At 40.3% G+C, this 23628-nt stretch carries 22 protein-coding genes and 3 pseudogenes; 19 read left to right on the top strand and 6 right to left on the bottom strand.

The annotated features are described in order from the left end of the window. Positions 1 to 126: 126 nt before the first annotated feature. The 5 genes from miaB (at position 127) to mutL (ending at position 7717) form a co-directional block, all read left to right on the top strand. Positions 127 to 1671: a tRNA (N6-isopentenyl adenosine(37)-C2)-methylthiotransferase MiaB gene (gene miaB / locus ACQKFG_RS00125; RefSeq protein ID WP_137019693.1), complete on the top strand. Its 1545-nt coding sequence runs from the start codon at positions 127 to 129 to the stop codon at positions 1669 to 1671. Between the two features lies 1 nt (position 1672). Beyond that, positions 1673 to 2101 (top strand): RicAFT regulatory complex protein RicA family protein, encoded by a 429-nt coding sequence (locus tag ACQKFG_RS00120; RefSeq protein WP_063231802.1) that lies wholly within the window; start codon positions 1673 to 1675, stop codon positions 2099 to 2101. A gap of 213 nt (positions 2102 to 2314) precedes the next feature. Further along, entirely contained in the window at positions 2315 to 2854 is a 540-nt protein-coding gene (locus tag ACQKFG_RS00115; protein ID WP_192204090.1) for an outer spore coat protein CotE, read from the top strand. Between the two features lie 269 nt (positions 2855 to 3123). After that, complete coding sequence (mutS, locus tag ACQKFG_RS00110) at positions 3124 to 5754, top strand: DNA mismatch repair protein MutS (RefSeq protein WP_427555357.1); 2631 nt, start codon at positions 3124 to 3126, stop codon at positions 5752 to 5754. A gap of 22 nt (positions 5755 to 5776) precedes the next feature. After that, complete coding sequence (mutL, locus tag ACQKFG_RS00105) at positions 5777 to 7717, top strand: DNA mismatch repair endonuclease MutL (RefSeq protein WP_427555354.1); 1941 nt, start codon at positions 5777 to 5779, stop codon at positions 7715 to 7717. A gap of 20 nt (positions 7718 to 7737) precedes the next feature. Here mutL and ACQKFG_RS00100 read toward each other — a convergent pair whose 3' ends face one another. After that, complete coding sequence (locus tag ACQKFG_RS00100; RefSeq protein ID WP_342615370.1) at positions 7738 to 8097, bottom strand: tyrosine-type recombinase/integrase; 360 nt, start codon at positions 8095 to 8097, stop codon at positions 7738 to 7740. A 185-nt stretch (positions 8098 to 8282) separates the two neighbouring features. Here ACQKFG_RS00100 and ACQKFG_RS00095 point away from each other — a divergent pair, with 185 nt between their 5' ends. The 5 genes and pseudogenes from ACQKFG_RS00095 (at position 8283) to ACQKFG_RS00075 (ending at position 11495) form a co-directional block, all read left to right on the top strand. Continuing rightward, positions 8283 to 8891 carry a PadR family transcriptional regulator gene (locus ACQKFG_RS00095; RefSeq protein WP_192204093.1) on the top strand — a complete coding sequence of 203 codons (609 nt, stop codon included), beginning with the start codon at positions 8283 to 8285 and terminating at the stop codon, positions 8889 to 8891. 3 nt (positions 8892 to 8894) lie between these two features. Next, complete coding sequence (locus tag ACQKFG_RS00090; protein ID WP_427555349.1) at positions 8895 to 10172, top strand: MFS transporter; 1278 nt, start codon at positions 8895 to 8897, stop codon at positions 10170 to 10172. A gap of 386 nt (positions 10173 to 10558) precedes the next feature. Then, positions 10559 to 10729: pseudogene (locus ACQKFG_RS00085) on the top strand (histidine phosphatase family protein); the annotation flags it as partial. A gap of 4 nt (positions 10730 to 10733) precedes the next feature. After that, positions 10734 to 11003: a histidine phosphatase family protein gene (locus tag ACQKFG_RS00080; protein ID WP_427555346.1), complete on the top strand. Its 270-nt coding sequence runs from the start codon at positions 10734 to 10736 to the stop codon at positions 11001 to 11003. 39 nt (positions 11004 to 11042) lie between these two features. Then, positions 11043 to 11495, top strand: a complete 453-nt coding sequence (locus ACQKFG_RS00075) for a GNAT family N-acetyltransferase (RefSeq protein WP_427555343.1) — start codon at positions 11043 to 11045, stop codon at positions 11493 to 11495. Between the two features lie 545 nt (positions 11496 to 12040). Here the strand turns inward: ACQKFG_RS00075 and ACQKFG_RS00070 are convergent. After that, complete coding sequence (locus tag ACQKFG_RS00070; RefSeq protein ID WP_427555340.1) at positions 12041 to 12694, bottom strand: cupin domain-containing protein; 654 nt, start codon at positions 12692 to 12694, stop codon at positions 12041 to 12043. A gap of 341 nt (positions 12695 to 13035) precedes the next feature. Between ACQKFG_RS00070 and ACQKFG_RS00065 the strand changes: the two genes are divergently transcribed. The 4 genes from ACQKFG_RS00065 to ACQKFG_RS00050 all read left to right on the top strand — a co-directional run bounded on the left by ACQKFG_RS00065 (position 13036) and on the right by ACQKFG_RS00050 (position 17035). After that, positions 13036 to 14928, top strand: a complete 1893-nt coding sequence (locus ACQKFG_RS00065; RefSeq protein WP_192204098.1) for an OPT family oligopeptide transporter — start codon at positions 13036 to 13038, stop codon at positions 14926 to 14928. Next, on the top strand, positions 14918 to 15283 hold the full coding sequence (locus ACQKFG_RS00060) for a PqqD family protein (protein WP_192204099.1): 366 nt from the start codon (positions 14918 to 14920) through the stop codon (positions 15281 to 15283). The genes ACQKFG_RS00065 and ACQKFG_RS00060 overlap by 11 nt, the downstream gene beginning before the upstream one ends. 221 nt (positions 15284 to 15504) lie before the next feature. After that, positions 15505 to 16314 carry an SDR family NAD(P)-dependent oxidoreductase gene (locus ACQKFG_RS00055; protein WP_427555336.1) on the top strand — a complete coding sequence of 270 codons (810 nt, stop codon included), beginning with the start codon at positions 15505 to 15507 and terminating at the stop codon, positions 16312 to 16314. Between the two features lie 112 nt (positions 16315 to 16426). Continuing rightward, positions 16427 to 17035, top strand: a complete 609-nt coding sequence (locus tag ACQKFG_RS00050; RefSeq protein WP_427555333.1) for a methyltransferase domain-containing protein — start codon at positions 16427 to 16429, stop codon at positions 17033 to 17035. Positions 17036 to 17180: 145 nt separating this feature from the next. On the opposite strand, the pseudogene ACQKFG_RS00045 reads toward ACQKFG_RS00050, so the two are convergent. The 3 genes and pseudogenes from ACQKFG_RS00045 to ACQKFG_RS00035 form a co-directional block, all read right to left on the bottom strand. After that, positions 17181 to 17545: pseudogene (locus ACQKFG_RS00045) on the bottom strand (asparagine synthase-related protein); the annotation flags it as partial. A 147-nt stretch (positions 17546 to 17692) separates the two neighbouring features. Further along, positions 17693 to 17910: pseudogene (locus ACQKFG_RS00040) on the bottom strand (asparagine synthase-related protein); the annotation flags it as partial. 59 nt (positions 17911 to 17969) lie between these two features. Continuing rightward, positions 17970 to 18686: a GntR family transcriptional regulator gene (locus ACQKFG_RS00035; RefSeq protein WP_228467669.1), complete on the bottom strand. Its 717-nt coding sequence runs from the start codon at positions 18684 to 18686 to the stop codon at positions 17970 to 17972. Positions 18687 to 18975: 289 nt separating this feature from the next. Here ACQKFG_RS00035 and ACQKFG_RS00030 point away from each other — a divergent pair, with 289 nt between their 5' ends. From ACQKFG_RS00030 to chbG, 5 genes are read left to right on the top strand one after another with little or no spacing between them, the layout of a single operon-like run. Continuing rightward, a complete protein-coding gene (locus ACQKFG_RS00030; RefSeq protein WP_192204102.1) occupies positions 18976 to 19284 on the top strand; it encodes a PTS sugar transporter subunit IIB in 309 nt (102 codons plus the stop codon). 4 nt (positions 19285 to 19288) lie between these two features. Continuing rightward, positions 19289 to 20638: a PTS sugar transporter subunit IIC gene (locus tag ACQKFG_RS00025; RefSeq protein WP_192204103.1), complete on the top strand. Its 1350-nt coding sequence runs from the start codon at positions 19289 to 19291 to the stop codon at positions 20636 to 20638. Between the two features lie 16 nt (positions 20639 to 20654). Continuing rightward, positions 20655 to 21002, top strand: a complete 348-nt coding sequence (locus ACQKFG_RS00020) for a PTS lactose/cellobiose transporter subunit IIA (RefSeq protein WP_098370952.1) — start codon at positions 20655 to 20657, stop codon at positions 21000 to 21002. Beyond that, positions 20999 to 22342 carry a 6-phospho-beta-glucosidase gene (locus ACQKFG_RS00015; RefSeq protein ID WP_349729686.1) on the top strand — a complete coding sequence of 448 codons (1344 nt, stop codon included), beginning with the start codon at positions 20999 to 21001 and terminating at the stop codon, positions 22340 to 22342. The genes ACQKFG_RS00020 and ACQKFG_RS00015 overlap by 4 nt, the downstream gene beginning before the upstream one ends. Beyond that, positions 22339 to 23070 carry a chitin disaccharide deacetylase gene (gene chbG, locus ACQKFG_RS00010; protein WP_192204105.1) on the top strand — a complete coding sequence of 244 codons (732 nt, stop codon included), beginning with the start codon at positions 22339 to 22341 and terminating at the stop codon, positions 23068 to 23070. Before ACQKFG_RS00015 ends, chbG begins: the two co-directional genes overlap by 4 nt. Before the next feature lie 72 nt (positions 23071 to 23142). Here the strand turns inward: chbG and ACQKFG_RS00005 are convergent. Then, the coding region (locus ACQKFG_RS00005; RefSeq protein WP_427555327.1) for an NAD(P)/FAD-dependent oxidoreductase at positions 23143 to 23628 on the bottom strand (486 nt) is incomplete at its 5' end.

The raw sequence follows: 23628 nt of genomic DNA, 5'->3' as shown, positions 1-23628 counted from the left end.
TATCACACTTAATAGCTAATATTTACTGGTAATTCTTAAAAAGGAATCCGTATAAAACCATTTGAAGATAGGTCTTGAAATAGTTGGTGAAAGAAATAAACTAACTATTTTGAAAGGAGATTAACCATGAACGAGAAACAACGATTAGAATCACAACAAGTACAGGCTGAGAATCCAGCGGACAAAAAATCCGAAAAGGACTTCAGTAAGTACTTCCAAGCCGTTTATATTCCGCCTTCCTTAAAAGATGCGAAAAAGCGAGGAAAAGAAGAAGTAGAATATCATGATGACTTTGCAATTCCTGAAGGTTTCCGTGGAATGGGAGAAGGTAAAAAGTTTTACATCCGTACTTATGGCTGTCAAATGAACGAACATGATACAGAAGTCATGGCGGGCATCTTTATGGCACTTGGTTATCAGCCGACAGACACGGTGGATGATGCTAACGTCATTTTACTTAACACTTGTGCGATTCGGGAAGGCGCAGAGAATAAAGTGTTCGGTGAATTGGGGCATTTAAAATCATTGAAATTGGAAAAGCCGGATCTACTGCTTGGGGTTTGCGGTTGTATGTCACAAGAGGAGTCAGTTGTAAAGCGGATTCTAGAGAAGCACCATTTTGTTGATATGATTTTCGGAACGCATAATATCCACCGGCTGCCGCAAATTCTTAATGAAGCTTATCTTTCCAAGGAAATGGTCATTGAGGTTTGGTCCAAAGAAGGTGATGTAATCGAGAACCTTCCGAAAGTGCGTAAAGGAAAAACGAAGGCATGGGTCAATATCATGTATGGCTGCGATAAGTTTTGCACTTACTGCATCGTACCTTACACAAGAGGGAAAGAAAGAAGCCGCAGACCAGGAGATATCATCCAAGAAGTCCGTCATTTAGCGGCACAGGGTTACAAGGAAATAACCCTGCTTGGACAGAATGTGAATGCTTACGGTAAAGATTTTACGGATATCGAATATCGTTTCGGCGATTTGATGGATGAAATCCGTAAAATCGATATTCCACGTATTCGTTTTACGACAAGCCATCCCCGTGATTTTGATGATCACTTGATAGAAGTACTGGCTAAAGGCGGCAATCTCGTTGACCATATCCATCTTCCAGTCCAATCGGGAAGTACGGACACACTTAAAATCATGGCCCGTAAATATACACGAGAACAATATTTAGAGCTAGTAAAAAAGATCAAGGAAGCTATTCCAAGTGTATCGCTAACCACTGACATCATTGTAGGCTATCCGAATGAAACGGAAGAGCACTTTGAAGAAACGATGTCTTTATATCGTGAAGTTGGTTTCGATGCAGCATATACTTACATCTATTCACCACGTGAGGGAACACCGGCTGCTAAAATGCAGGATAATGTACCGATGGAAGTGAAAAAGGAACGTCTGCAACGCTTGAATGCCCTTGTCAATGAAACGTGCGCATTGAAAATGAAAGAGTATGATGGACAGATTGTTGAAGTGCTAGTTGAAGGCGAAAGCAAGAAGAATGCGGAAGTATTGGCAGGTTATACAACGAAAAATAAGCTCGTGAACTTCAAAGGACCAAAATCCGCTATTGGCCAAATCGTAAAAGTGAAAATCACCGGAACGAAAACATGGTCATTAAATGGGGATATGGTTGAAGAAGCAACGGCGATTGAGGTGGAGTAATATGACTAAATATACTAAAGATGACATTCTGAACAAAGCGGCCGAGCTTGCTGAAATGATCGCCAGCACGGAAGAAGTCGATTTCTTTAAACGGGCAGAAGCTCACATCAATGAAAACCAAAAAATCAGGGAAATGATCGCCAGCATCAAGAGCTTGCAAAAACAGGCTGTAAACTTCCAGCATTACGGCAAAGAGAAAGCATACAGCCAAGTCCAGGCCAAAATTGATGCACTGGAAAAGCAATTGGATGAACTTCCGATCGTGCAGGAATTCAAACAATCCCAAGTGGATGTAAATGATCTTTTACAAATGGTCTCATCACAAGTATCGAACAAGGTGACGGACCTGATCATTGAATCGACCGAAGGGGACATCCTTCGCGGTGAGACAGGTTCACAGGTACAAGCTGGCGGCGGAAGCTGTTCATGAATATAGAAAAAGCCCTTCTGATTTCAGAAGGGCTTTTTCTATATGCGGAAATCCTTATACAGTGCCCATTCGTGACACATATCCCAAAACTTGCGCATAAAATAACCTAGGTTTAAAACATTACAGCAGTTTTCAAACAATTAAAATTCTACGCACACTAGACTTTTACCACGCATAGGATGAATGGAAACTGTATGAGGAGGGTTCGCTAGCATGTCACAATATAGAGAGATAATTACTAAAGCGGTGGTGGCAAAAGGACGTAAGTTCACAAAGTCCTCTCACACCATTTGCCCGGCTCATCATCCTTCTAGCATTCTAGGTTGTTGGATCATCAACCATAAATACGATGCAAAGAAAGTCGGCAAAAAGGTAGAAATTCACGGCAGCTACGAAATCAACGTCTGGTATTCTTATAACCATAATTCGAAGACGGAAGTTGTAACTGAAAAAGTGCAATATACCGACGTTATTTCGCTGAAATACCGTGATCCCGATTGTCTTGATGACCATGAAATCGTTGCAAAAGCTGTCCAACAGCCGAATTGTTTAGAAGCTTGCATCTCCCCATGTGGACAAAAAATCATTGTCCATGTGGAAAGGGAATTCTTTGTGGAAGTCGTCGGCGAAACGAAAATTTGTGTCGCTGTTAGTCCAGATGGCCGCTGTGAGGATGACTGGGGCTCTGATTTCGATGATGAGGATTTCGAAGATTTAGATCCGGATTTCCTTGATGAATTCGAAGACGAATAGAATTTAGAAATTAATACCGGATGACATTCCCTTCATCCGGTTTTATTTAATTTGAAGCGGGACAAGCAGGCCTGGCCATGATCAAAAATAGGGGTGAATGTTACTATATCCGTGCGTATGGCTCTGCATAGGCAGCTCAAAAAAAGTTTGAATTCAATGTATAATTGATTTACCATGCAATTTCGAATACAGGCAATGTTGCTTTCCCGTATGTTATAATGAAGGACATAAATGTGTAATAGATTTTAGTTTGGAAAGGTTTTGAAGGAATGGCTGGATATACTCCGATGATACAGCAATATTTAAAAATTAAGGCAGAGTATCAGGATGCCTTTTTATTTTTTCGTTTAGGCGATTTTTATGAAATGTTTTTTGACGATGCACTGAATGCATCACAAGAGCTCGAAATCACATTAACGAGCCGAGAAGGCGGTAGTGAAGAGCGAATTCCGATGTGCGGCATTCCGTATCACTCGGCTGCTAATTATATTGATATATTGATAGAAAAAGGTTTTAAAGTAGCTATTTGTGAACAAACCGAAGATCCGAAGCAAGCCAAAGGTGTGGTACGCAGGGAAGTTGTCCAGCTGATTACTCCGGGAACGAAAATGGATAGCAAGGGTCTGCGTGAAAAGGAAAATAATTATATTGCCACCATCACTTATTTCACCGATGGGCAGTTTGGCTTTGGATACAATGATTTATCGACAGGGGAAAATAAGGTCACTTTGATTGAGAGTTTTGAGGAAGTCCTGAATGAATTTGCCATCCTTGGTGCTAGTGAAGTGGTCATTGCCGAGGATTTCAATGAAGAATGGAAAAAAAGGCTGCAAGAACGGGGCGCTGCCGCTCTATCCCTAGAGAATAATTTGGTTCAAAGCGAATCATTCGTTGCATTGCTTCATCTGTTAAAAGACCAGAAACTGGCGACAACGACCTCGCGTTTATTGAATTATCTTTACCGTACCCAAAAACGCAGCCTGGATCATTTACAGCCTGTGCTTGCATATGAAACATCACAATATATGAAAATAGATTATTATAGCAAACGCAATTTGGAATTAACTGAAACCATTCGCTCCAAAGGAAAAAAAGGCTCATTATTATGGCTGCTTGATGAAACGAAAACAGCCATGGGCGGAAGGATGTTGAAACAGTGGATTGATAGGCCGCTCATTAATAAAAAACAGATCGAGCGGAGACAAAGCCTTGTTGAGACCCTGAAAAATCAATACTTCGAACGGCAGGACTTACGTGAACGCCTGAAGGAAGTGTACGACTTGGAGCGGCTTGCCGGCAGGGTTGCCTTCGGGAATGTAAACGCTCGGGACTTGATTCAACTGAAGCGTTCATTACAACAGGTGCCGATCATTCGTGAAATCGTGAAGTCAATGGCTTCCAATCAGGATATTTCAATTCTGGCCGATAAATTGGATCCTTGCGAAGAAGTGACGGATTTGCTTGAAACGGCGCTTGTAGAAAACCCGCCATTGTCCGTAAAGGAAGGGAATATCATTCAGGATGGTTTCCATAAGGAGCTGGATACCTACAGGGATGCCAGCAGAAATGGGAAAACCTGGATTGCGCAGCTTGAACGCGAAGAGCGGGAACGGACCGGGATCAAATCTTTGAAAATCGGATATAATCGTGTATTTGGCTATTACATTGAAGTCACACGAGCCAATTTGCATCTGCTTGAAGAAGGCCGGTATGAACGGAAGCAAACCTTAACGAATGCCGAACGTTATATCACACCTGAATTGAAAGAAAAGGAAGCTTTGATTTTACAAGCAGAAGAAAAAAGCATCAGTTTGGAGTATGACCTATTCCTCAATCTTCGTGAAGAGGTCAAAAGCTATATCCCGCGCTTACAGGATTTAGCGAAAGGCGTCAGTGAACTGGATGTCCTGCAGTGCTTTGCAACGATTAGCGAAGAACGCCATTATGTGAAGCCAGTCTTTTCTGATGATCGAAGAATCGTATTGAAGGAGGGCCGGCATCCAGTGGTTGAGAAAGTCCTTCAATCACAGGAGTATGTCCCCAATGACTGCTTTATGGATGGAGACAGGGAGTTACTCTTGATCACAGGACCCAATATGTCGGGTAAAAGTACGTATATGCGTCAAATTGCGCTAACATCGATTCTAGCGCAAATTGGATGCTTCGTATCAGCAAGTATAGCTGAATTGCCTATTTTTGATAAGGTGTTTACTAGGATTGGCGCGGCAGATGATTTGATTTCCGGTCAAAGTACATTCATGGTAGAGATGCTCGAAGCAAGGAATGCCATCATGAATGCGACAGAAAACAGTTTGATATTATTTGATGAAATAGGGCGGGGAACATCAACATATGATGGAATGGCGCTTGCTCAGGCCATCATTGAATATATTCATGAGGAAATTGGGGCAAAGACTCTCTTTTCGACCCATTATCACGAATTGACTGTTTTGGCGGAAGAACTGCCAAAATTGAAAAATATCCATGTCAGTGCCATTGAGCAGAATGGGAATGTCGTTTTCCTTCATAAAATTAAAGAAGGGCCAGCAGATAAAAGCTATGGAATTCATGTGGCTAAGCTAGCTGATTTACCGGAGCAGTTAATAAATCGGGCGGCCGCTATTTTAGCGCAGCTGGAAAATGAAAATGGACAGGCAAAGGCGATGCCTGAACAGCCTGCTGCTACTGCTGTAGAAGCACCTATTGCCGAAGCTGCCCCGGTAACAGCCGTCAATGAGGCACAGCTTTCCTTCTTTGGGGAAGAGGCTCCTAAAGGAAGAGTGAATTCTTCACCTAAGGAAAAAAAGGTGCTGGATGACATAAAATCACTGGATATCCTTGAAATGACGCCGCTTGAGGCAATGAATACCCTTTATAAATTACAAAAGAAACTTAAATGAGAATTAAAGCGAGGCGATAAAAATGGGAAAAATCATACAGCTTGATGAGGCTTTATCTAATAAAATCGCAGCTGGCGAAGTTGTTGAACGCCCAGCCTCAGTCGTTAAGGAACTTGTGGAAAACGCAATAGATGCAAACAGTACCATTATAGAGATTGAATTGGTGGAGGCTGGACTTGGTTCCATCCGGATCGTGGATAATGGCGATGGAATTTTGGCTGATGACATAGAAGCGGCATTTAAACGCCATGCCACAAGTAAAATAAAAGATGAAAATGATCTTTTCCGAATTCGAACACTTGGCTTCCGCGGTGAAGCAATGCCCAGTATTGCTTCAGTTTCCCGTTTTGAAATGAAAAGCAGCACAGGCGAAGGTGTGGGAACACGCATACTTCTTGAAGGCGGCATGGTTAAGGAACTCGAAGCTTCATCCAGCCGAAAAGGAACGGATATCCTGGTTTCCGATTTATTTTACAATACTCCTGCAAGGTTGAAATATATGAAAACGATTCATACCGAGCTAGGAAATATTACGGATGTCGCTAACAGACTTGCACTTTCGCATCCGGATGTTTCTATACGGTTATCACACAACGAGAAGCGAATCCTGCATACGAATGGTAACGGTGATGTCAGGCAGGTGCTAGCCGCAATTTATGGTACGAATATTGCCAAAAAGATGATTCCGGTTCAGGCAAGCTCCTTGGACTTCAAATTATCCGGATATATCGTTATGCCTGAGGTCACCCGGGCTTCAAGGAATTATATTTCAACCATGATAAACGGCCGCTTCATTAAAAACTATGCGCTCGTGAAAGCAATCCTGGATGGGTACCATACACTCCTTCCAATTGGGCGTTTTCCAATTGCTTTGTTGAATATTGAAATGGATCCGATTCTTGTCGATGTCAATGTACATCCATCCAAAATGGAGGTAAGGCTTAGCAAGGAACAGGAATTGTTCAGTCTTGTATCGGAAACGATCAAATCTTCGTTTAAAAAGATGACTCTAATACCAAGTGGATATACACCAACACCAAAGCCGGAACAGGTGAAAAGTGAGCAAACTGAGCTGGAATTGGACCATGTTGTGGAAAGCGGCAAGCGGGTCCTTGAAGAAGCCAAGAAAGAAGCTTCACTCTTGAAGGATACCTTGATTCGGGAAAAGCAGGAACAAAAGAGTTACGTGGATCATAATGAAGATTTCAATCTAGAACCAATAAAGGAAATAATCTATAGCAATGAAAAGCAGCAAATGGCAGATGCTTATATTCCGGTTTTACAAGATGATGAAAGCAAACCAAATTACGAGTCAGCTGAAAAGTATACAACCTATACGGTCGAACAAGAGGAAGAAATTGAGGTGAATGAACCGGATAGCCGCATCCCTCCCATGTACCCAATTGGGCAAATGCATGGAACCTATATTTTCGCCCAAAATGAAAAAGGATTGTACATCATAGACCAACATGCTGCCCAGGAACGGATCAAATACGAATATTTTAAAGAAAAGGTCGGACGTGTTGAAAACGAGCTACAGGATATGCTAGTTCCCATCACCCTTGAATTTTCAACAGACCAATGTATAAGGATAAATGAATATAGGCATGAATTGGAAAAAGTAGGCGTCTATTTAGAAGAGTTTGGCTATAACGCCTATATTGTCCGATCGCATCCACAATGGTTCCCTAAAGGAATTGAACAGGAAATCCTCGAAGAAATGATAGAACAATTGCTATCGATGAAAAAGGTCGACATCAAAAAACTGCGTGAAGAAGCAGCCATCATGATGAGCTGTAAAGCCTCAATAAAGGCAAACCGTCATCTGCGCAATGATGAAATCCAAGCATTATTAGATGAATTAAGGCGGACAACCGATCCCTTCACATGTCCTCATGGAAGACCTATCATCATCTCTTATTCCATTTATGAAATGGAGAAAATGTTCAAGAGGGTCATGTAATGAAAAGCAATGGAGAATCCTTATGCAATGGGATTCTCCATTGCTTTTTTAGTTAAATGACCACTTTTATTGGTTCGTGCTCTTTTTTCCTGAAGCTTTTTAAAAGTTTTCTGCAGAGGAGTCCTGTATATTCTGAGTAAATGAGTAAATTTATCTAATGTGATAGAAACTTTTGAATGGCCTAATTTTTCTGATACCACTTTCGAGTTTTCTCCGATTTCCAACATTATAGTTGCATGTGTATGGCGTAAATCATGAAATCGAATCCTCTTCATTCCGGCAAGCATAGTCTCATAAAGAAACTGCTTGTGTATCGTATTGGGATTTACTGGCTCTCCACCAAAAGCAGAAACGACAAAGTGATCCTCTATTAACTTCAACCCCACTTAAAGTAGATGTACCTGTTTCTTAACTTTGTGAGATTGTAATTCTTCGATCCGCTCATTGGTGAAAAAATAACTTTCTTGAAATTATGTAAAAATCATTATGATATGGTTGTTTTTACCTGTGATTAGACATATCATAATGATATATCAAAGTGATATGTGGAAGGGGGATTGTTACATTGTCAATCGAAAGTTCTATACTTGCTATATTAAGCTTTTGGCCCAGTACAGGATACAATATTAAAGCAGAGTTTGAACATAAAGCTGCCGGCTTATACTGGGGAATGAGTTATGGGAGTATTTACCCGAAATTAAAGAAGCTTGAAGAAGAAGGACTTGTTTATCCTATTGAACAAGAGGAAGAGGGACGTAAAAAGAAACTTTATGAACTTACCCCAAAAGGGTGGGAGGAATTTGAAAACTGGCTTCAACTCCCACCTGCCTACCCAATAATTAGAGACGAATTATTAATGAAGATGTCCACATGGCATGAAGATATGGAAAGCTCAGTATTAATCAGTCATCTACTAAGAAGAAAAAAGACAACCGAAGATTTACTTGAATTTGTAAAAGACTGGCCGACAAACGGAACCTCTTACATCAGTAAGGTGGGTATGCTAACCATTCGCTATTCTGAATTAAGACTGGAAGCTGAGTTGAAATGGATTGAAGAATCAATAAATGCTTTGGAAAATAATCAACTTTCAAAAGGGCAGGATCCTAACGGGAATACAGAAAAACTGCTAGCAAGACGAAGAGGGGCAACCCAAGGGGAAAAGGAGAAATAACACATGAAAGCTGGAATGTTTGAGCCTTTAAAATTCCGTCCATTTCGTTCATTATTTGGCGCGCAGCTATTTTCTGATCTGGGTAATTGGCTTGATTTTATAGCTTTACAGGTTATTGTTGCTTATCATTGGGGGTTAGATGAAACAGCCATTGCCGCAGTGATTATTGCATTAGGGCTGCCTTGGGTCATCATAGGTCCCTTTGCCAGTGTATTCGTCGATCGACTTCCAAAAAAGCAAATGATGATCATTTGTTTATTTTTAAAGGTCATGTTTGTAGGTGGACTGTTTTTTGCTCCAAACCTTTATATCCTTTTACTATTTGTATTTTTGAAGGGAACAGTATCAGCGATTTACGACCCAGCAAGACAAAGTATGATTAGGTTTACTGTCCCTGATAACCACCTTCCAGAGGCCGTAACACTTAGCCAGCTGTCCGTTAATACAATGAAAATTATTGGTCCTGCCCTAGGGGGAGGCCTCATAGCTTTATTTGGAACAAAAAGTCCATTCTTATTTGAAGCTGCAGGTTTTTTCATCGCCATATTATTTTTGTTAACTCTTCCCAACATGGATGAAAAAGAAAGGAATGCTGGGACTAAATCAGAAAATATAAATAAGAAAAATGGTCACTATTGGAAAGAATTATTAGATGGCATTATGCACATCTCATATACCCCATTATTAAAAATCTCAGTTATCCTATCGTCTGTAGCGTTTTTTATCATTTTCCTGTACGATGGACTATTCATATTTATTGCCCAAAATCTTGGCTTCACTGAAGGGAATTTTGGGTTACTAATTAGTGCTGTAGGTATGGGAAGCGTGGCAGGTTCCCTTTTAATGGGCAACTGGACTCATTGGAAAAGAAAACCTATTCATTTTATGTCAAGTGCATTCCTTTTTAGTGGTTCATTAATCATTGTAATGGGTCTTGGTAGTATGGAGATTGTAAATCTCCCTGCATTGGCCTGGGTGATTGGCGCATTTTTCCTTGGTTTCATGGGCTCCGGTGAGTCGGTCCCTTATGGATTTATCTTACAATCTGAGACACCTAAGCAAATGATGGGCAGAGTATCTGCTGCGGCTACATCATTACAAACCTTTTCTATGCTTATTGCCCCTGCGGTGGGATCTCTTCTTGCCAAATGGCTTGGAGTTCCTTTCGTCTTGATAGGAGCAGGAGGGGCAACCTGCTTATTAGGTGCAATTGTTCTCATCTTTATCGTGAGAAGAATAAACGTTCAAAAAGATATTCAAGAAAAACAATTCCAAGCTTAAATAGTTACATGATGAAATAATCTTATTTGGAACATGAACGGTGAAGTTAGGATGAAGTTTTTAGCAACCGAAATTTATTGGTCATAAAAAATAAAGCAAGATGAAATATGTATGATTCTTGAACTCTAATAGAATGTATTCCACAATTGGGCGCGATTCTTTAATAAGAGTCGCTTTTTTTATAGAACTAACGGGGCAGATTAGTTCGAGAAGGAAAATTATGGATAAATATAGAAACTAGTATTTACTACTTATGTGGGAGGATCTGTATGCAAAAGAAGATTTACATTGTAAGACATTGCGAAGCACAGGGGCAACCTTAGGAATCTCAATTAACAGAAAAAGGTTCGAAACAAGCGAAATATTTAGTCGAATTCTTCAGTAATGCAAAAATTGACCGAATAATATCGAGTCCCTTTTTGCGTGCTATTCAATCAGTAGAACCATTAAGTGAGAAAACAAATATTAAAATAGAGATTGATGAACGCCTCTCGGAACGAACACTAAGCACAACGGACTTACCTGATTGGTATGAAAAACTAAAAGCAACATTTTAATGATATGGAATTGAAATTTGAAGGAGGAGAGTCAAGTCAAGAAGCGATGAATCGAATCGTAAATGTTGTTGAAGAAGTCTTTAAAAGTTGGACTGAAAACACAGTAATCGTCAGTCACGGAAATATAATATCCTTACTTTTAAAGAATTACTTCGAGGGTTGGGAGAATCTTAGTAATCCTGACGTTTTTCAAATAAACTGTATTAATAATGAAGTGATCTTGGAACGTATATGGGATGAAGATAAAATGAATGGGTGTAGCGTGATCCTCTAGTAAGTATCGCGCTAATAAGAAACCCGAAGGGAAAGTCTTATGCAAATAATTAGCGTTAGAGAACATCCAGAGTATAAAGAAAAAGCAATAAAATATATTCAATGCAAATGGGCAAACGAAACCAGTATGAAAGTATATGAGGACTGTATTACACACAGCATAACAACGGATAGTCCATTTCCTATTTGGTATTTAATGGATGATTATGGTAAAGTTATTGGCTGCGCAGGTCTTATTAGCAATGATTTTATTAGTCGTATGGATTTATGGCCTTGGATATGTGCCCTTTATATTGAAAATAGTTATCGTGGTAGGTCTTTAGGCAAAGAGCTACTTAAACGTGCTAAAGCTGATGCCGAAAAAGCAGGATTCAATAAAGTTTTCCTTTGTACTGACCACATTGGATACTATGAAAAATACGGATTTACTTACATAGGTGACGGATACCATCCTTGGGGAAGTAGTTCAAGAATTTATGAGAGCAATAACTAAAATAATCATGTTTTAGCTTAGCGATTTTTCTTAATGAACCAACAGGTGCGTTAGCTGAAGATCAGAGCTGTCTTTAAGGCAGCTTTTTCTTCTATCGAAATTCCCGATTTGATTATAATGTGTTAGGCACTGCAAGTATCGAATCGCAAACCAAGAAAGTGCGGCGGTTCAAATAGAAGAAAGCTGGTGGAATATATAGAAATTGTATATAAGATAAATCCTAGTATTGAATAATTGTATCCAAGTGTGTGCTGGATTTTTCAATGGGTGACCGCCAAAATGACCATAAATTTTCTATTAGGAAATGAAATGTTCTGATAAAAGGGATGAATAAATTTAAATAAATCAGTAAATGCAACTAATGTGAGATGTTGAGAAGTAAAATGAATTCGGTTTTTTATACGGGTCATGTAATGAAAAACAATGGAGAACCCTGACGTAATGGGATTTTCCATTGTTTTTTTCGATTTTGATTTTATTAGACGCCCATCCTTGAAGGGGGGATAGGAGTTGGACAGGGTTAAGCAAGTTCCCAAAATATATCTTCAATAATAATAATATGGGGGAGTGGGCTGGAATTGATAGTTATATGCAGGGGCAGTATACATTTGGTTATCATAGTAATTATTATATTGCGGATATTGCTGCATGTCTTCTTCGGAAGCTCGTTGGCAATTGGCTGGCGGACCGATCAATGTTGAGGTTTGAACCGGTGCAATCGCTTTTTTCCATTGGTTTTCATCCAGGCAATACGTATGTGCCATAATATTTGCAGGTGTCAATTTCAAGATATCCGAACCTAGGATCACCTCAGGTGTTGGTGCATTAAAAATGGCCAGCAGGTGAGTATTATCCGTATTAGCCACTTCATAATGCCACCAACCTTGAGGAACGTTGGCTACTTGGCCAGGTTTAATAGGATAATTTTGTATTTGCTTAGTAAAAGGATTCAGTAATGAAACGGTTGCCGCTCCAGAAATGCAATACACAAGTTCTGCAGCATTTTGGTGATAATGCGGTTCTACGACATTGCTTGAACTAAGGTAAATATCTAATAAAGAAACATTTTCGAGTGTGTTCAATTGATTGATACCTAATACATTTATATAGTTTTGATTGTCTTTTTTCATTAAATTGCTTTTATTAACATCAAAAAAGTATTGTGTGGATGGTGAAGTATAGTCCATATAGGAGACCATGAATTTATCATTCCTTTATTTAAGACTTGATTTTTCAGGATATGTAAATCTCATTTTAATGTGCAATAACCCAATGGGTTATTTGCTTATGGAGCTAATAAGGAGTGTGATGGAACCGGCCATTGAATGAATGAGGTGCAGGGATTTCCTGTAACGAATGGGCCCAAAAAGATGGTTATGAGATGAATGGTATTTTTATATATTTTAAAACCGAAACTACTAATCTGATTATTAGATATAATCAAACTTTAAATAAGCAGAATTTTCCCATTGCATGACTTTAAATTACAGTGATATAATGTTCTTTATGATTTTAAAGTTTAACATAGGAAGTGGCTAAATTGTCGAACAATTCAAAAGAGAGTAAATTCGTCCCGTACGTCTCTGCATCTAAATCTTTACCGGAATTAACTGCAACTGCAATTATTCTAGGGATCATTCTTGCAATCGTATTCGGGGCGGCAAATGCATACTTAGGCCTACTTATTGGATTAACTGTCTCTGCTTCAATACCCGCAGCGGTAATTTCAATGGCTATCTTAAGAGGGGTTTTTCGCAGGGATTCAATATTAGAAAACAATATTGTGCAAACGATGACCACGGCAGGTGAGGCTATTGGTGCCGGTGCTGTATTTACCATACCAGCATTATTCATGTGGGACATGGACGTGAGTCAGGCATTCATCATTTTCGTTGTATTAACTGGGGGATTTTTAGGGGTCTTCATGATGGTTCCCCTTCGCCAGCTTTTGATTGTAAGGGAACATGAAACATTACCATATCCTGAAGGTACGGCATGTGCCGAGGTCCTGAAGTCAGGAGAAAAGGGTGGTACAAGCGCGAAACTAATCGGAGCCGGTTTGGTTATCGGCGGTGTCGTTAAAGGGCTTGGTGATGGGTTTAAACTCTTCAAGACAGAGGTTGAAACGGGAATCACGAATTTTAAAAATGCAGTGGTTGGTCTTGATGCCTTTCCTTCCCTTTTGGGTGTAGGTTATATTATTGGACCGCGTGTTGCAGGACAAATGCTAGGTGGGGGTTTATTAGCCTGGGTCGTTCTAATACCGGCCATCAGTTTTTTTGGCGGAAGCAATGGAACAGCCATTTTCCCTTCCGATGTACCGATCGGTGAATTGGATGCATGGGGAATTTGGGATAATTATATACGCTATATTGGTGCTGGTGCCGTTGCAACTGGCGGATTGATCACATTGATCAAAACATTACCAATACTTTTCAGTTCAGTTTTTGATACTATTAAAGGCGTAAAAGCCAATAAAGGACAACTAAAATCAGGTTCGATCCGTACAGAACAGGATATGCCTGCTAAATATGTTTGGTTGGGAACGATCATTGTCATTTTAATCATTGCTTTCACACCTATAACAGATGTAGGGATCATCGGTGCGATTGCAATTGCGATTTTTGGATTTTTATTCGTGACAGTGGCTTCAAGGGTTGTTGGAATCGTCGGAAGTTCTTCTTCCCCTGTTTCTGGAATGACGATAGCTACACTATTGATTGTGGCCATTGTCTATAAAGCTACTGGTTTTACTGGTACAACTGGAATGGTAGCCGCATTGACCGTCGCTGCAATCATTTGTACAGCACTTGCGGTTTCAGGCGATGTTTCACAAGATCTAAAAACAGGATATATCGTTGGCGGAACACCATGGAAACAACAAGTTGCCATGATGATCGGTGTTGTTGCGTCCGCTTCCGTCATTGGTTTTATCCTTGTTCTGATGGATAATGCATATACGATGGGTTCTGCAGAACTACCTGCACCTAAAGCGGCACTAATGAAAATACTTGCTGAAGGTGTTCTAGGGGGGGATTTGCCTTGGACCCTCATCTTTATCGGTGCTGCTATTTCCATCACATTAGAGTTTTTCGGTCTGAATTCACTTGTTGTTGCAGTCGGCATTTACTTACCGGTTCATACTAGTGTCCCAATCATGATCGGTGGATTTATACGATTCTTCGTTGAGTTCTTCTCGAAAACAAAAGAAGCGCTTAAAGCTCGGGTTGATAGAGGTGTATTATTTGCCTCTGGCTTAATAGCAGGTGAATCATTGATTGGTGTTCTTATTGCCATATTGATCGCAGCAGGTGTCCAAGTTCCGGCTGCGGCTAAATTAGCCAGCAATTTGCTGCCATTCCTACTATTCCTTGCTCTAGCTGGATTGCTTTGGTTCGTATCCAGCAAAGGGAAAAAAGAAGATGCATCGTAAACGCCAATCAAAAAAGAGGAACCTGTTAACTATGGTTCCCCTTTTGGAAAGACGCGTCACTATGGTACATGAATCTTCGGAAGCAACTTTTTTGGTCATTCAAAGGACAAATTTTGTGGAACGAATTACAATTCGTTTCTTTAAACAACCATCAGTCCGTAAAATCAAGCTTGATAAGTTTGGGGCATATGCCATTAAACAGATGCAGTTCCAAAGGAATGTAAATCAGATTTCTGAAGCGATGAGTGAACATTTTGGTGAGGAAGCAGAACCAGCCTTACCTCGGTTGATGAAGTTTCTGGAGATTCTTGAGGTTCATGATTGGATCATATGGGATGATGAAGAAGAAAAATGAAAGAAAGCTGAAGCTCTTTTTGATGCTTCAGCTTTTTTCTGTTTTCCCTTTGGTAAACAAAATTTTCTTTAGGTTTATGAACTTCTAATAATCTCCCTTCAACGAATTGGAACATAGGTATAATTATTTGTAATAACTTTATAGATATTGTATCCTTGTACTGGCAGTCATGAGTAATAAAGCAGTGATATTCAATTTTGAAGAGCAGGTGGTTATTTATTATGGGAAGAGTACAAGGTAAAGTAGCATTAGTGACAGGTGGAGCTTCGGGTATAGGGTTATCCATATCCACTCTGATGGCTAAAGAAGGCGCAAAAGTCGTGATTGCTGATTTTAACGAAGCAGGAGCAAAAGAAGCGGCCGAAAACATAAAAAAACAAGGTGGGGAAGCGGCTGGAGTATTCTTGGATGCTGGACAAGCAGATTCTATCCAGGCAGCAGTCGACTTTACAATTGAACAATATGGTACGGTTACGGTACTTGTTAATAACGTGGGTTTAACTAACCTCCATAAAGATCTGGATGTCGTGAATTTAGATTTGGAAGAATGGGACCGACTTATGGATGTGAATTTAAAAAGTGTCCTATTGGGAAGCAGGTTTGCAATTCCTCACATGATTAAAGCAGGAGGGGGATCGATAATCAATACTGCCTCCATGGCTGGGTTTACAGGTGACTCCGTACGATCTGCATATGGTGCGTCCAAAGCGGGGGTAGTGAATTTGACCCGTTATATCGCTGCACAGTATGGTAAAGATCATATTCGTTGTAATGGAGTGGCACCAGGCCTTATTTTAACTCCTGCAGCGAAAAATAATATGCCTCAGGCCGTACTCGATATTTTTGCCAAATTCAATGCATTGCCATATCATGGTGAAGCGGAAGATATCGGGTATACAGTTCTCTTCCTTGCATCTGACGAATCCAAATTCATTACAGGTCAGACGATCCAAGTGGAAGGCGGTCATTATATAGCCAACCCAAGCATCTCTGATTTTAATGATTATGTAATTAAAGCAAAATCCAATTAATTGTCTGGACATTCTTATATCAAAACCTTACCCTGGATAAGATCAACCTTATCCGGGGTTTTTAATTATGAAGCCCACTATTTTAAAAAACATGAAGCAGGTGCAAATAATAATGAAAGAAACGAATTATGATGAAATGCTGAACATCAGGACGGAAGGTGAACAAAAAAAATTCAATGATTCTTTGCATTATCACCGCTATGAACCTACTCCATACAGTGCATTAGAACATTTATTCAAAAAATATGCACTGAAAGGAAATGATCGCATTGTAGATTTTGGATGCGGTAAAGGACGCTTGAATTTTTTTATCCATCATTTATATAAATCATTTGTGGTTGGCGTGGAGATGAATGAAAGTTTTTATAAAGAAGCGATCGAGAATCTGAATGGCTATATGGAGAAAAGGAAAAAAAACAATGCCAATATAGAATTCCACTGTTGTTTGGCAGAAGATTATGATATTGATACGAAAGACAATCGTTTTTATTTCTTTAATCCGTTCTCGGTACAGATTTTCATGAAAATCATCAATAACATTTTGCTTTCCTTTGAAAAAGAATCGCGCCAAATCGAACTTATATTATTTTATCCTTCACAGGATTATATTTTTTTCCTTGAAAATCAAACTGCCTTCAGGCTGAAAAAAGAAGTGATGTTACCTGGCTTGACTGAATCTAATCCTTTTGAGAAATTCGTCATATACGAATTATTGAATTGAATGGATACTCGTTTTATGGTGATGATCAGGTAAATATTAACAGTACCCAAGCAATCATTGGTGCTTGCTTGGGTGCAATGGGTAAAGCCATTAAAGATGATTGATTTACAGCATATTGTAAGTTCTTTTAAGACTGTGTTTCATATTATTTTTCTATATAAATTTGATGCCAAATCATAAAAGTTAAAATGGTCCAGAGCTTCCGGCTGTTGTCCGCTTTATTATTTACATGGTTTTCAAGTAATTTGATAATTTGCGCTTTGTTAAAAAGATAGTCGGGCCGGGCTTTCCTTGATTTACCTTACTGCCCAATCGTATAATTCGTCCTTTAACCAATGGCGTATCTGAACAGGAAAGCTTAGCTTCTTTCTGCTCCATACATGTTCCGGCACTTTCCCGCGGGAATATGTTTGCGTTTCCGATATAGCGGTTTTCCAAACGCGCCACTTCGTGCTCTATAAAACTCTTTCCTCTTACACCCTCTGGCAGAACAGAGGAAAGCGCCTTCAACACTTTCTGAAATATCACCATGGGTGGAATCGCAGATATATTTCAAAAATCGGAGATATAAGACCGAAAATCGCAGATATATTTCAAAAATTGACGATATAACTCCGAAATCGCAGATAAAATGCCGAAACCGGAGATATAATCTAATTCTTCAGGACTTATTATATAACTTATATTTCTATAATTTAGAGCGGCCGCTGTTTCCTGGGCAACGTTTATTTAACTATATCCATCTCTTTCGAACCCAACAGAAAAAGTTTTGATTCTATTGCGATGGAGCAGATAAATGATGAATCAATTCCGCCTGATAGAAAAGATCCAACCGGAACATCACTTCTCATATGGACGTTTACGGAATCCATTAGAGTTTCTTGTAAGGATGCCTTAATTAATTAGGCATCCGTCATTTTTTATATATTTACAATCAATAGTTTCGCTCGATGACAAAGTGTGCACGATCGCCTCTAAAGAGAGTTTTAGAGAATTCAATGACCGATCCGTCATTCTCATATGTGTAAGTTTCTAAGGAAAAACAAGGTGAACCGTTCGGAACCTCCAATTTGTCAGAAATGGAATCGTCGGCAAGTGAAAACTCCAAGTGTTCGACTGTTTTTTTTACTTTTAAATTGAATTGTGTCTCAAGTACTTTAAAGAGTGATTTTTCGCAGGCTTCGATATTAAGCCCGGGTGTTTTATACCAAGGTAGAAAGGCAATTTCATATTGAAGGGGGATGTCGTTTACGTAACGTATCCTTTCCAGTTTATTTACTGGGTCTCCAATATTTTGTTTGAAAAGCTTGGCTAGGGTAGCGTTTGCTTCAATCACCTTTAAGCTAATGACCTTCGTAGAAGGGTTTTTTCCTTGCATCGTGACTTGCTCAGAGAATTTTTCAACCGTGCTTGTAAGAAATTGCTTCACTTTATTCTCCGAAACGAAAGTCCCTTTGCCTTGAACACGGTAGATGTAGCCTTCGACGTTCAATTGCTGTAAGGCCGTACGAACTGTTGTCCTGCTTACTCCGTATATTTTACAAAATTCAGCCTCGGTAGGTAATTTTGTATTTGGTTGATATTCGCCATTTTTTATGAGATCGATAATCGATTCCTTAACTATGGAATGCAATGCCGCTTCTTTATTCATGGTCTCCACAGTGATTCCTCCTATGTTCATTCCAATATATACATATAGATTATCTCGGATAAGTTTAATAATCAACTTTAAAACGAAAATTTGTAGTAACAAATTTAAAATTGTGTTGATATTTTCCTGATTTGTAACTACAATATATGTATGGAGGTAATAATACCCACTTCATATAGCCTTTCAAGGGAAGTGATAAAACAAAGTAACATGGATTTATACTAAAATGTGGTTTAGTCTTACTTGAAAATACTGAATAATCAATCATTAAAAAAGGGGGGTAATTTCAATGAATATCTTATTATGTTGTTCTGCGGGGATGTCTACTAGTTTATTAGTTACCAAGATGGAGGAAAGCGCTAAAAAACAAGGAATAGAATGTCGTATATGGGCTGTGGGTTCTACAGAAGTGAATAATGAAATAGAAAAGGCCGATGTGATTTTATTAGGTCCGCAGGTTAGATATCTTCTTTCCAAGTTACAGGAAGCGGGGAAAGATAAGGGGATTCCAGTCGCAACCATCAATCCAATGTTCTATGGACTATGTAATGGTGAAGAAGTATTAAAACAAGCCACTACTTTAATAAAAGGAGAATAAGGATATGATGACTTTTATTGATAAGTATATTATGCCTGGGGCGGTAAAGGTAGGAAATAACCGGCATTTGCTTGCGATTCGTGACACATTGATTGGAATGATAGCGATTACAATGATTGGGTCATTCGCCGTCCTGTTTAATAATCTAGGGCAAGTCATCAAGCCTTACGGTAGAATGATGGAGGCCATCTTCGGTCCTGCATGGAATACGCTGGGCGGTGACATTTGGTTTGGAACCTTTGCATTCATGACTGTATTCGCTGTATTCGGCATCTCTTATAAATTGGCACGATCATACGGTGACGATGGTTTTGAAGCGATGCTGGTTTCCGCAGCCTGTTTCTTCTTATTATTGCCTCAAATCGGAAATGTCACCCTGACCATCGATGATAAGGATGTAACAGGCGGGGCATGGGGTTTTGTAAGCGTTAACTATTTTAATGCTACAGCTTTATTTACAGGAATTGTTGTTGCCTTAATTGCCACTGAAATCTTTGTGAGACTTTCACGAGTGAAATATTTAGTCATCAAGCTGCCTGATGGAGTACCTCCAGCGGTAGCCCGTTCATTTGCAAAGTTAGTGCCGGGTATGGCGACGATCTTTATTGCTGGTGTATTCGGACTGCTATTCCGTAAAATTACGGATGGGCAGATACTGAATGACTGGCTTGGTAAAGTGATTGTATCTCCATTACAAAGTGCAGTAGATTCATTGCCATTCGCTATTTTACTAGTATTTCTTGTTCATTTATTATGGATGATCGGTTTGCATGGACCCAATATCCTTGGCGGGATCACGACACCGCTTTTTGAAAGTTCGGGAGTGAAAAATATCGATTTATATGCAAAAGGGGTAAAAGACATGGATCAATACGGGGTATTGGCGGGTTCTTTCCTGGATGCATTTGTTTATTTAGGCGGATCTGGTGCAACATTGGGCCTGATCATTGCAATGATCATTGCCGGTCGGAAACGGTATAAACAGATGATTGCACTCGGAGGGGCACCAGGAGTGTTCCAGATTAACGAACCCATCCTTTTCGGATTGCCTATCGTTCTGAATCCAATGTGGTTCATCCCATTTGTTCTCGGCCCGGTAATTACAACCGTGATCTCTTATATCGCGGTAAGCAGCGGAATGGTTTTCCCGATCGTAGCCAAGATTCCATGGGTTACCCCTCCGATCGTGGGCGGATTCCTGGCGACAGGCGGGCATATGTCCGGAGCGGTCTTGGCTGCAATCAACTTAGTCATTTCAACAGTGATTTATTTACCATTCGTCTATGCTCAAGTGAAGATAGACACCAAAAATAAAACAGAGCTTACAAAAGATTCAGAAACGCTAAGCGTTTAAGAAAGCGGTGATGAAAATGGAAAAAGAAGAATTGTACCAACTATCCTTTCAATTGATTTTATATAGCGGGAATGCGAGAAGCTTTGCAATGGAAGCGATGCAGGAAGCAAAGAAAAGGAATTTTGATTCTGCTCGCGTGAAAATAGCCGAGGCCGAAACAGAATTATTGCAAGCCCATAAATACCAAACCCAATTAATTCATGCTGAGGCGGGCGGGGACCAATTTGATCTTCCCATTATCCTGGTGCATGCACAAGATCATTTGATGACAGCGATGACTATAAAGGATCTTGCAATTGAAATGATTGATCTACGCGAAGAATTCTTACATGCAGATGCTGTGAAGGAGAGGACTGCTGAATGAGCAAGGGGCTGAAGATTGTCACGATTGGCGGAGGTTCGAGCTATACGCCCGAACTGATCGAAGGTTTCATCAAATATCATGAAAAACTTCCTGTGAGTGAAATTTGGCTCGTGGACATCGAAGCTGGAAAGGAAAAGCTTGAAATTGTCGGTAATTTGGCAAAAAGGATGATTGAAAAGGCTGGCGTGAATATTGAAGTCCATCTCACGCTAGACAGAAAGAAAGCGCTTAAAGGCGCTGATTATGTAACAACCCAGCTGCGGGTTGGCCAGCTAGCAGCAAGGGCGCTTGATGAAAAGATTCCGTTGAAACACGGAGTGATCGGACAGGAGACGAACGGACCAGGCGGGCTTTTCAAGGCTTTTAGAACGATTCCCGTCATTCTGGATATTGCTCATGAAATGGAGGAATTATGTCCGGAAGCATGGCTGATTAACTTCACGAATCCTGCAGGAATGGTAACGGAAGCAGTTCTGCGTCACAGTAATATTTCCAAAATCATCGGCCTTTGCAATGTGCCGATTGGTATGGAACGAGGTGTTGCGGATTTAATGGATGTAGAGCCATCAAGAGTCCGGATCGACTTTGCTGGCTTGAACCATATGGTTTACGGCTTGGATGTATTCGTTGATGGCGAGAGTGTCAAAGATCAAATCATCCATTTGATTACAGATCCATCTAATGCTGTCACGATGAAGAATATCCATGCAATGGGCTGGGAACCGGAATTCCTAAGAGCGTTAAACCTGTTTCCGTGTCCATACCACAACTACTATTATAAAACGGGAGATGTGCTAGCCCAGGAATTGAAGGATGCAGAAAAAGGGGAAACACGTGCAGAGGTCGTTCAAAGACTTGAAACAGGTTTATTTGAGCTATACAAAGACAAGGATCTGGCCATCAAGCCGCCGCAGCTTGAAGAGCGCGGAGGTGCGTACTACAGTGATGCTGCTGTGAGGTTGATTTGCTCGATGCATACCGATAAGCGAGATATACAAGCGGTAAATACCGTAAACCATGGTGCGATTGAAGGCATCCCCTATGGTTCGGCGATCGAAACCAGTTGCGTGATAACTAAGGATGGTCCTAAGCCTATCAATGTAGGTGAGCTTCCTGTCGCAGTCCGCGGTTTAATTCAGCAAATCAAATCCTTTGAAAGGGTAGCCATCGAAGCCGCAATTACAGGCGACTATGATACTGCATTGCTTGCCATGACGATCAATCCACTCGTTCCAAGTGATCGGGTTGCAAAACTTATCTTAGACGAAATGCTGGAGGCGCATAAAGAGTATTTGCCGCAGTTTTTTGAAAAAAAGGAGTTGCACGATAATTTATCATGATTGAAGTCCTTGTAAATGCAGATGATTTCGGGTTGACTAAAGCGGTGAATTATGGGATTTTGGATAGCCACAAATATGGAATTGTCAATTCGGCGACGATCATGATGAATGCGAAAGCAACGGAGCATGCGATTGAAATCGCAAAGAAGACACCTTCGTTGAAAGTAGGTATACACTTAGTGCTGACATGGGGTAAACCTTTATTGAGTGATGTTCCGAGTTTAGTTGACGAATCAGGTTTTTTTAAAAAGCAAGCGTTGATATATGGGGATCCTGCCGGTATTTCCTTGAGGGAATTGGAGAGGGAGTGGTCAGCACAAATCGAAAGATTCTTGGAATTTGGTCTATTTCCGACTCATTTCGACAGCCACCATCATGTACATGGGATCACAGCATTTCTACCTGTAATAAAAAAGCTGTCTGATAAATACGGATTGCCAGTGCGTAATGCCGGAAGGCACCTGGCTGGGATTCAAACCGTTACAGATGTATTCCTGGATGATTTTTATGGAGATATGGTGGTTGAAGATTATTTTCAAAACTTGAAGGGGAGGGTACCGGATGGGGCGAGCGTGGAGATAATGACCCATCCTGCTTATATGGATGAAGAATTGATGGAAGTCTCCTCTTATAATGATAAACGCTTGAAAGAAACCCGGATTTTGACACAAGCAAAATTACCTGAGGGATTTTCCCTTAGATTCAGCATCAACCAAGTTAAGATTTGATCATTACAAAAGAGGACCATTCATCAAATGATGAATGGTCCTTTTAAATTCAATGAGTGCTATATCTAAAAATTAATAAGCCAAGCTGAATAGGGCTTTGATGTGTGATAGATAACGAACATTACTTGCTTCTTTCATCAATGTAGCCGGCAGGCCTTTAAGGGAAGTGTTATTGGCCCCAACGGTTGCCACCGCATCCTTACGGCCTAGGCTCGCAAGTGTACCTGAGTTTACAGGTGAAAATTCTTCAAGTTTCTTGCCTTCAAAGGCTGCATATAGGTTGTATCCAACAAGCTCACCCATTTGCCAAGCATTTTGTGCAGTAGGAGCGTATGGACGGCCGCCTTCTGGAGGGAACGCAACGGCGCTGTCCCCGACAACGAATACGTCATTATGGGATTTGGATTGCAAATACTCATTAACGGTCGCTTTGCCGCGATCCACTTCAAGGCCTGATTCGCCTACGATAGGAAGAGCCGCAACTCCGCCTGTCCAAACAAGCGTATTGGCCGTTATCGTTTGTCCATCTTTCAACTCGATTTGATTTCCTTTAACACC

This window comes from Peribacillus sp. NPDC076916 (assembly GCF_050269675.1).
Taxonomy (GTDB): domain Bacteria; phylum Bacillota; class Bacilli; order Bacillales; family DSM-1321; genus Peribacillus; species Peribacillus aracenensis.
The sequence above is the reverse complement of the archived record's forward strand: the minus strand, read 5'-3'. Positions and strand labels throughout refer to the sequence as shown.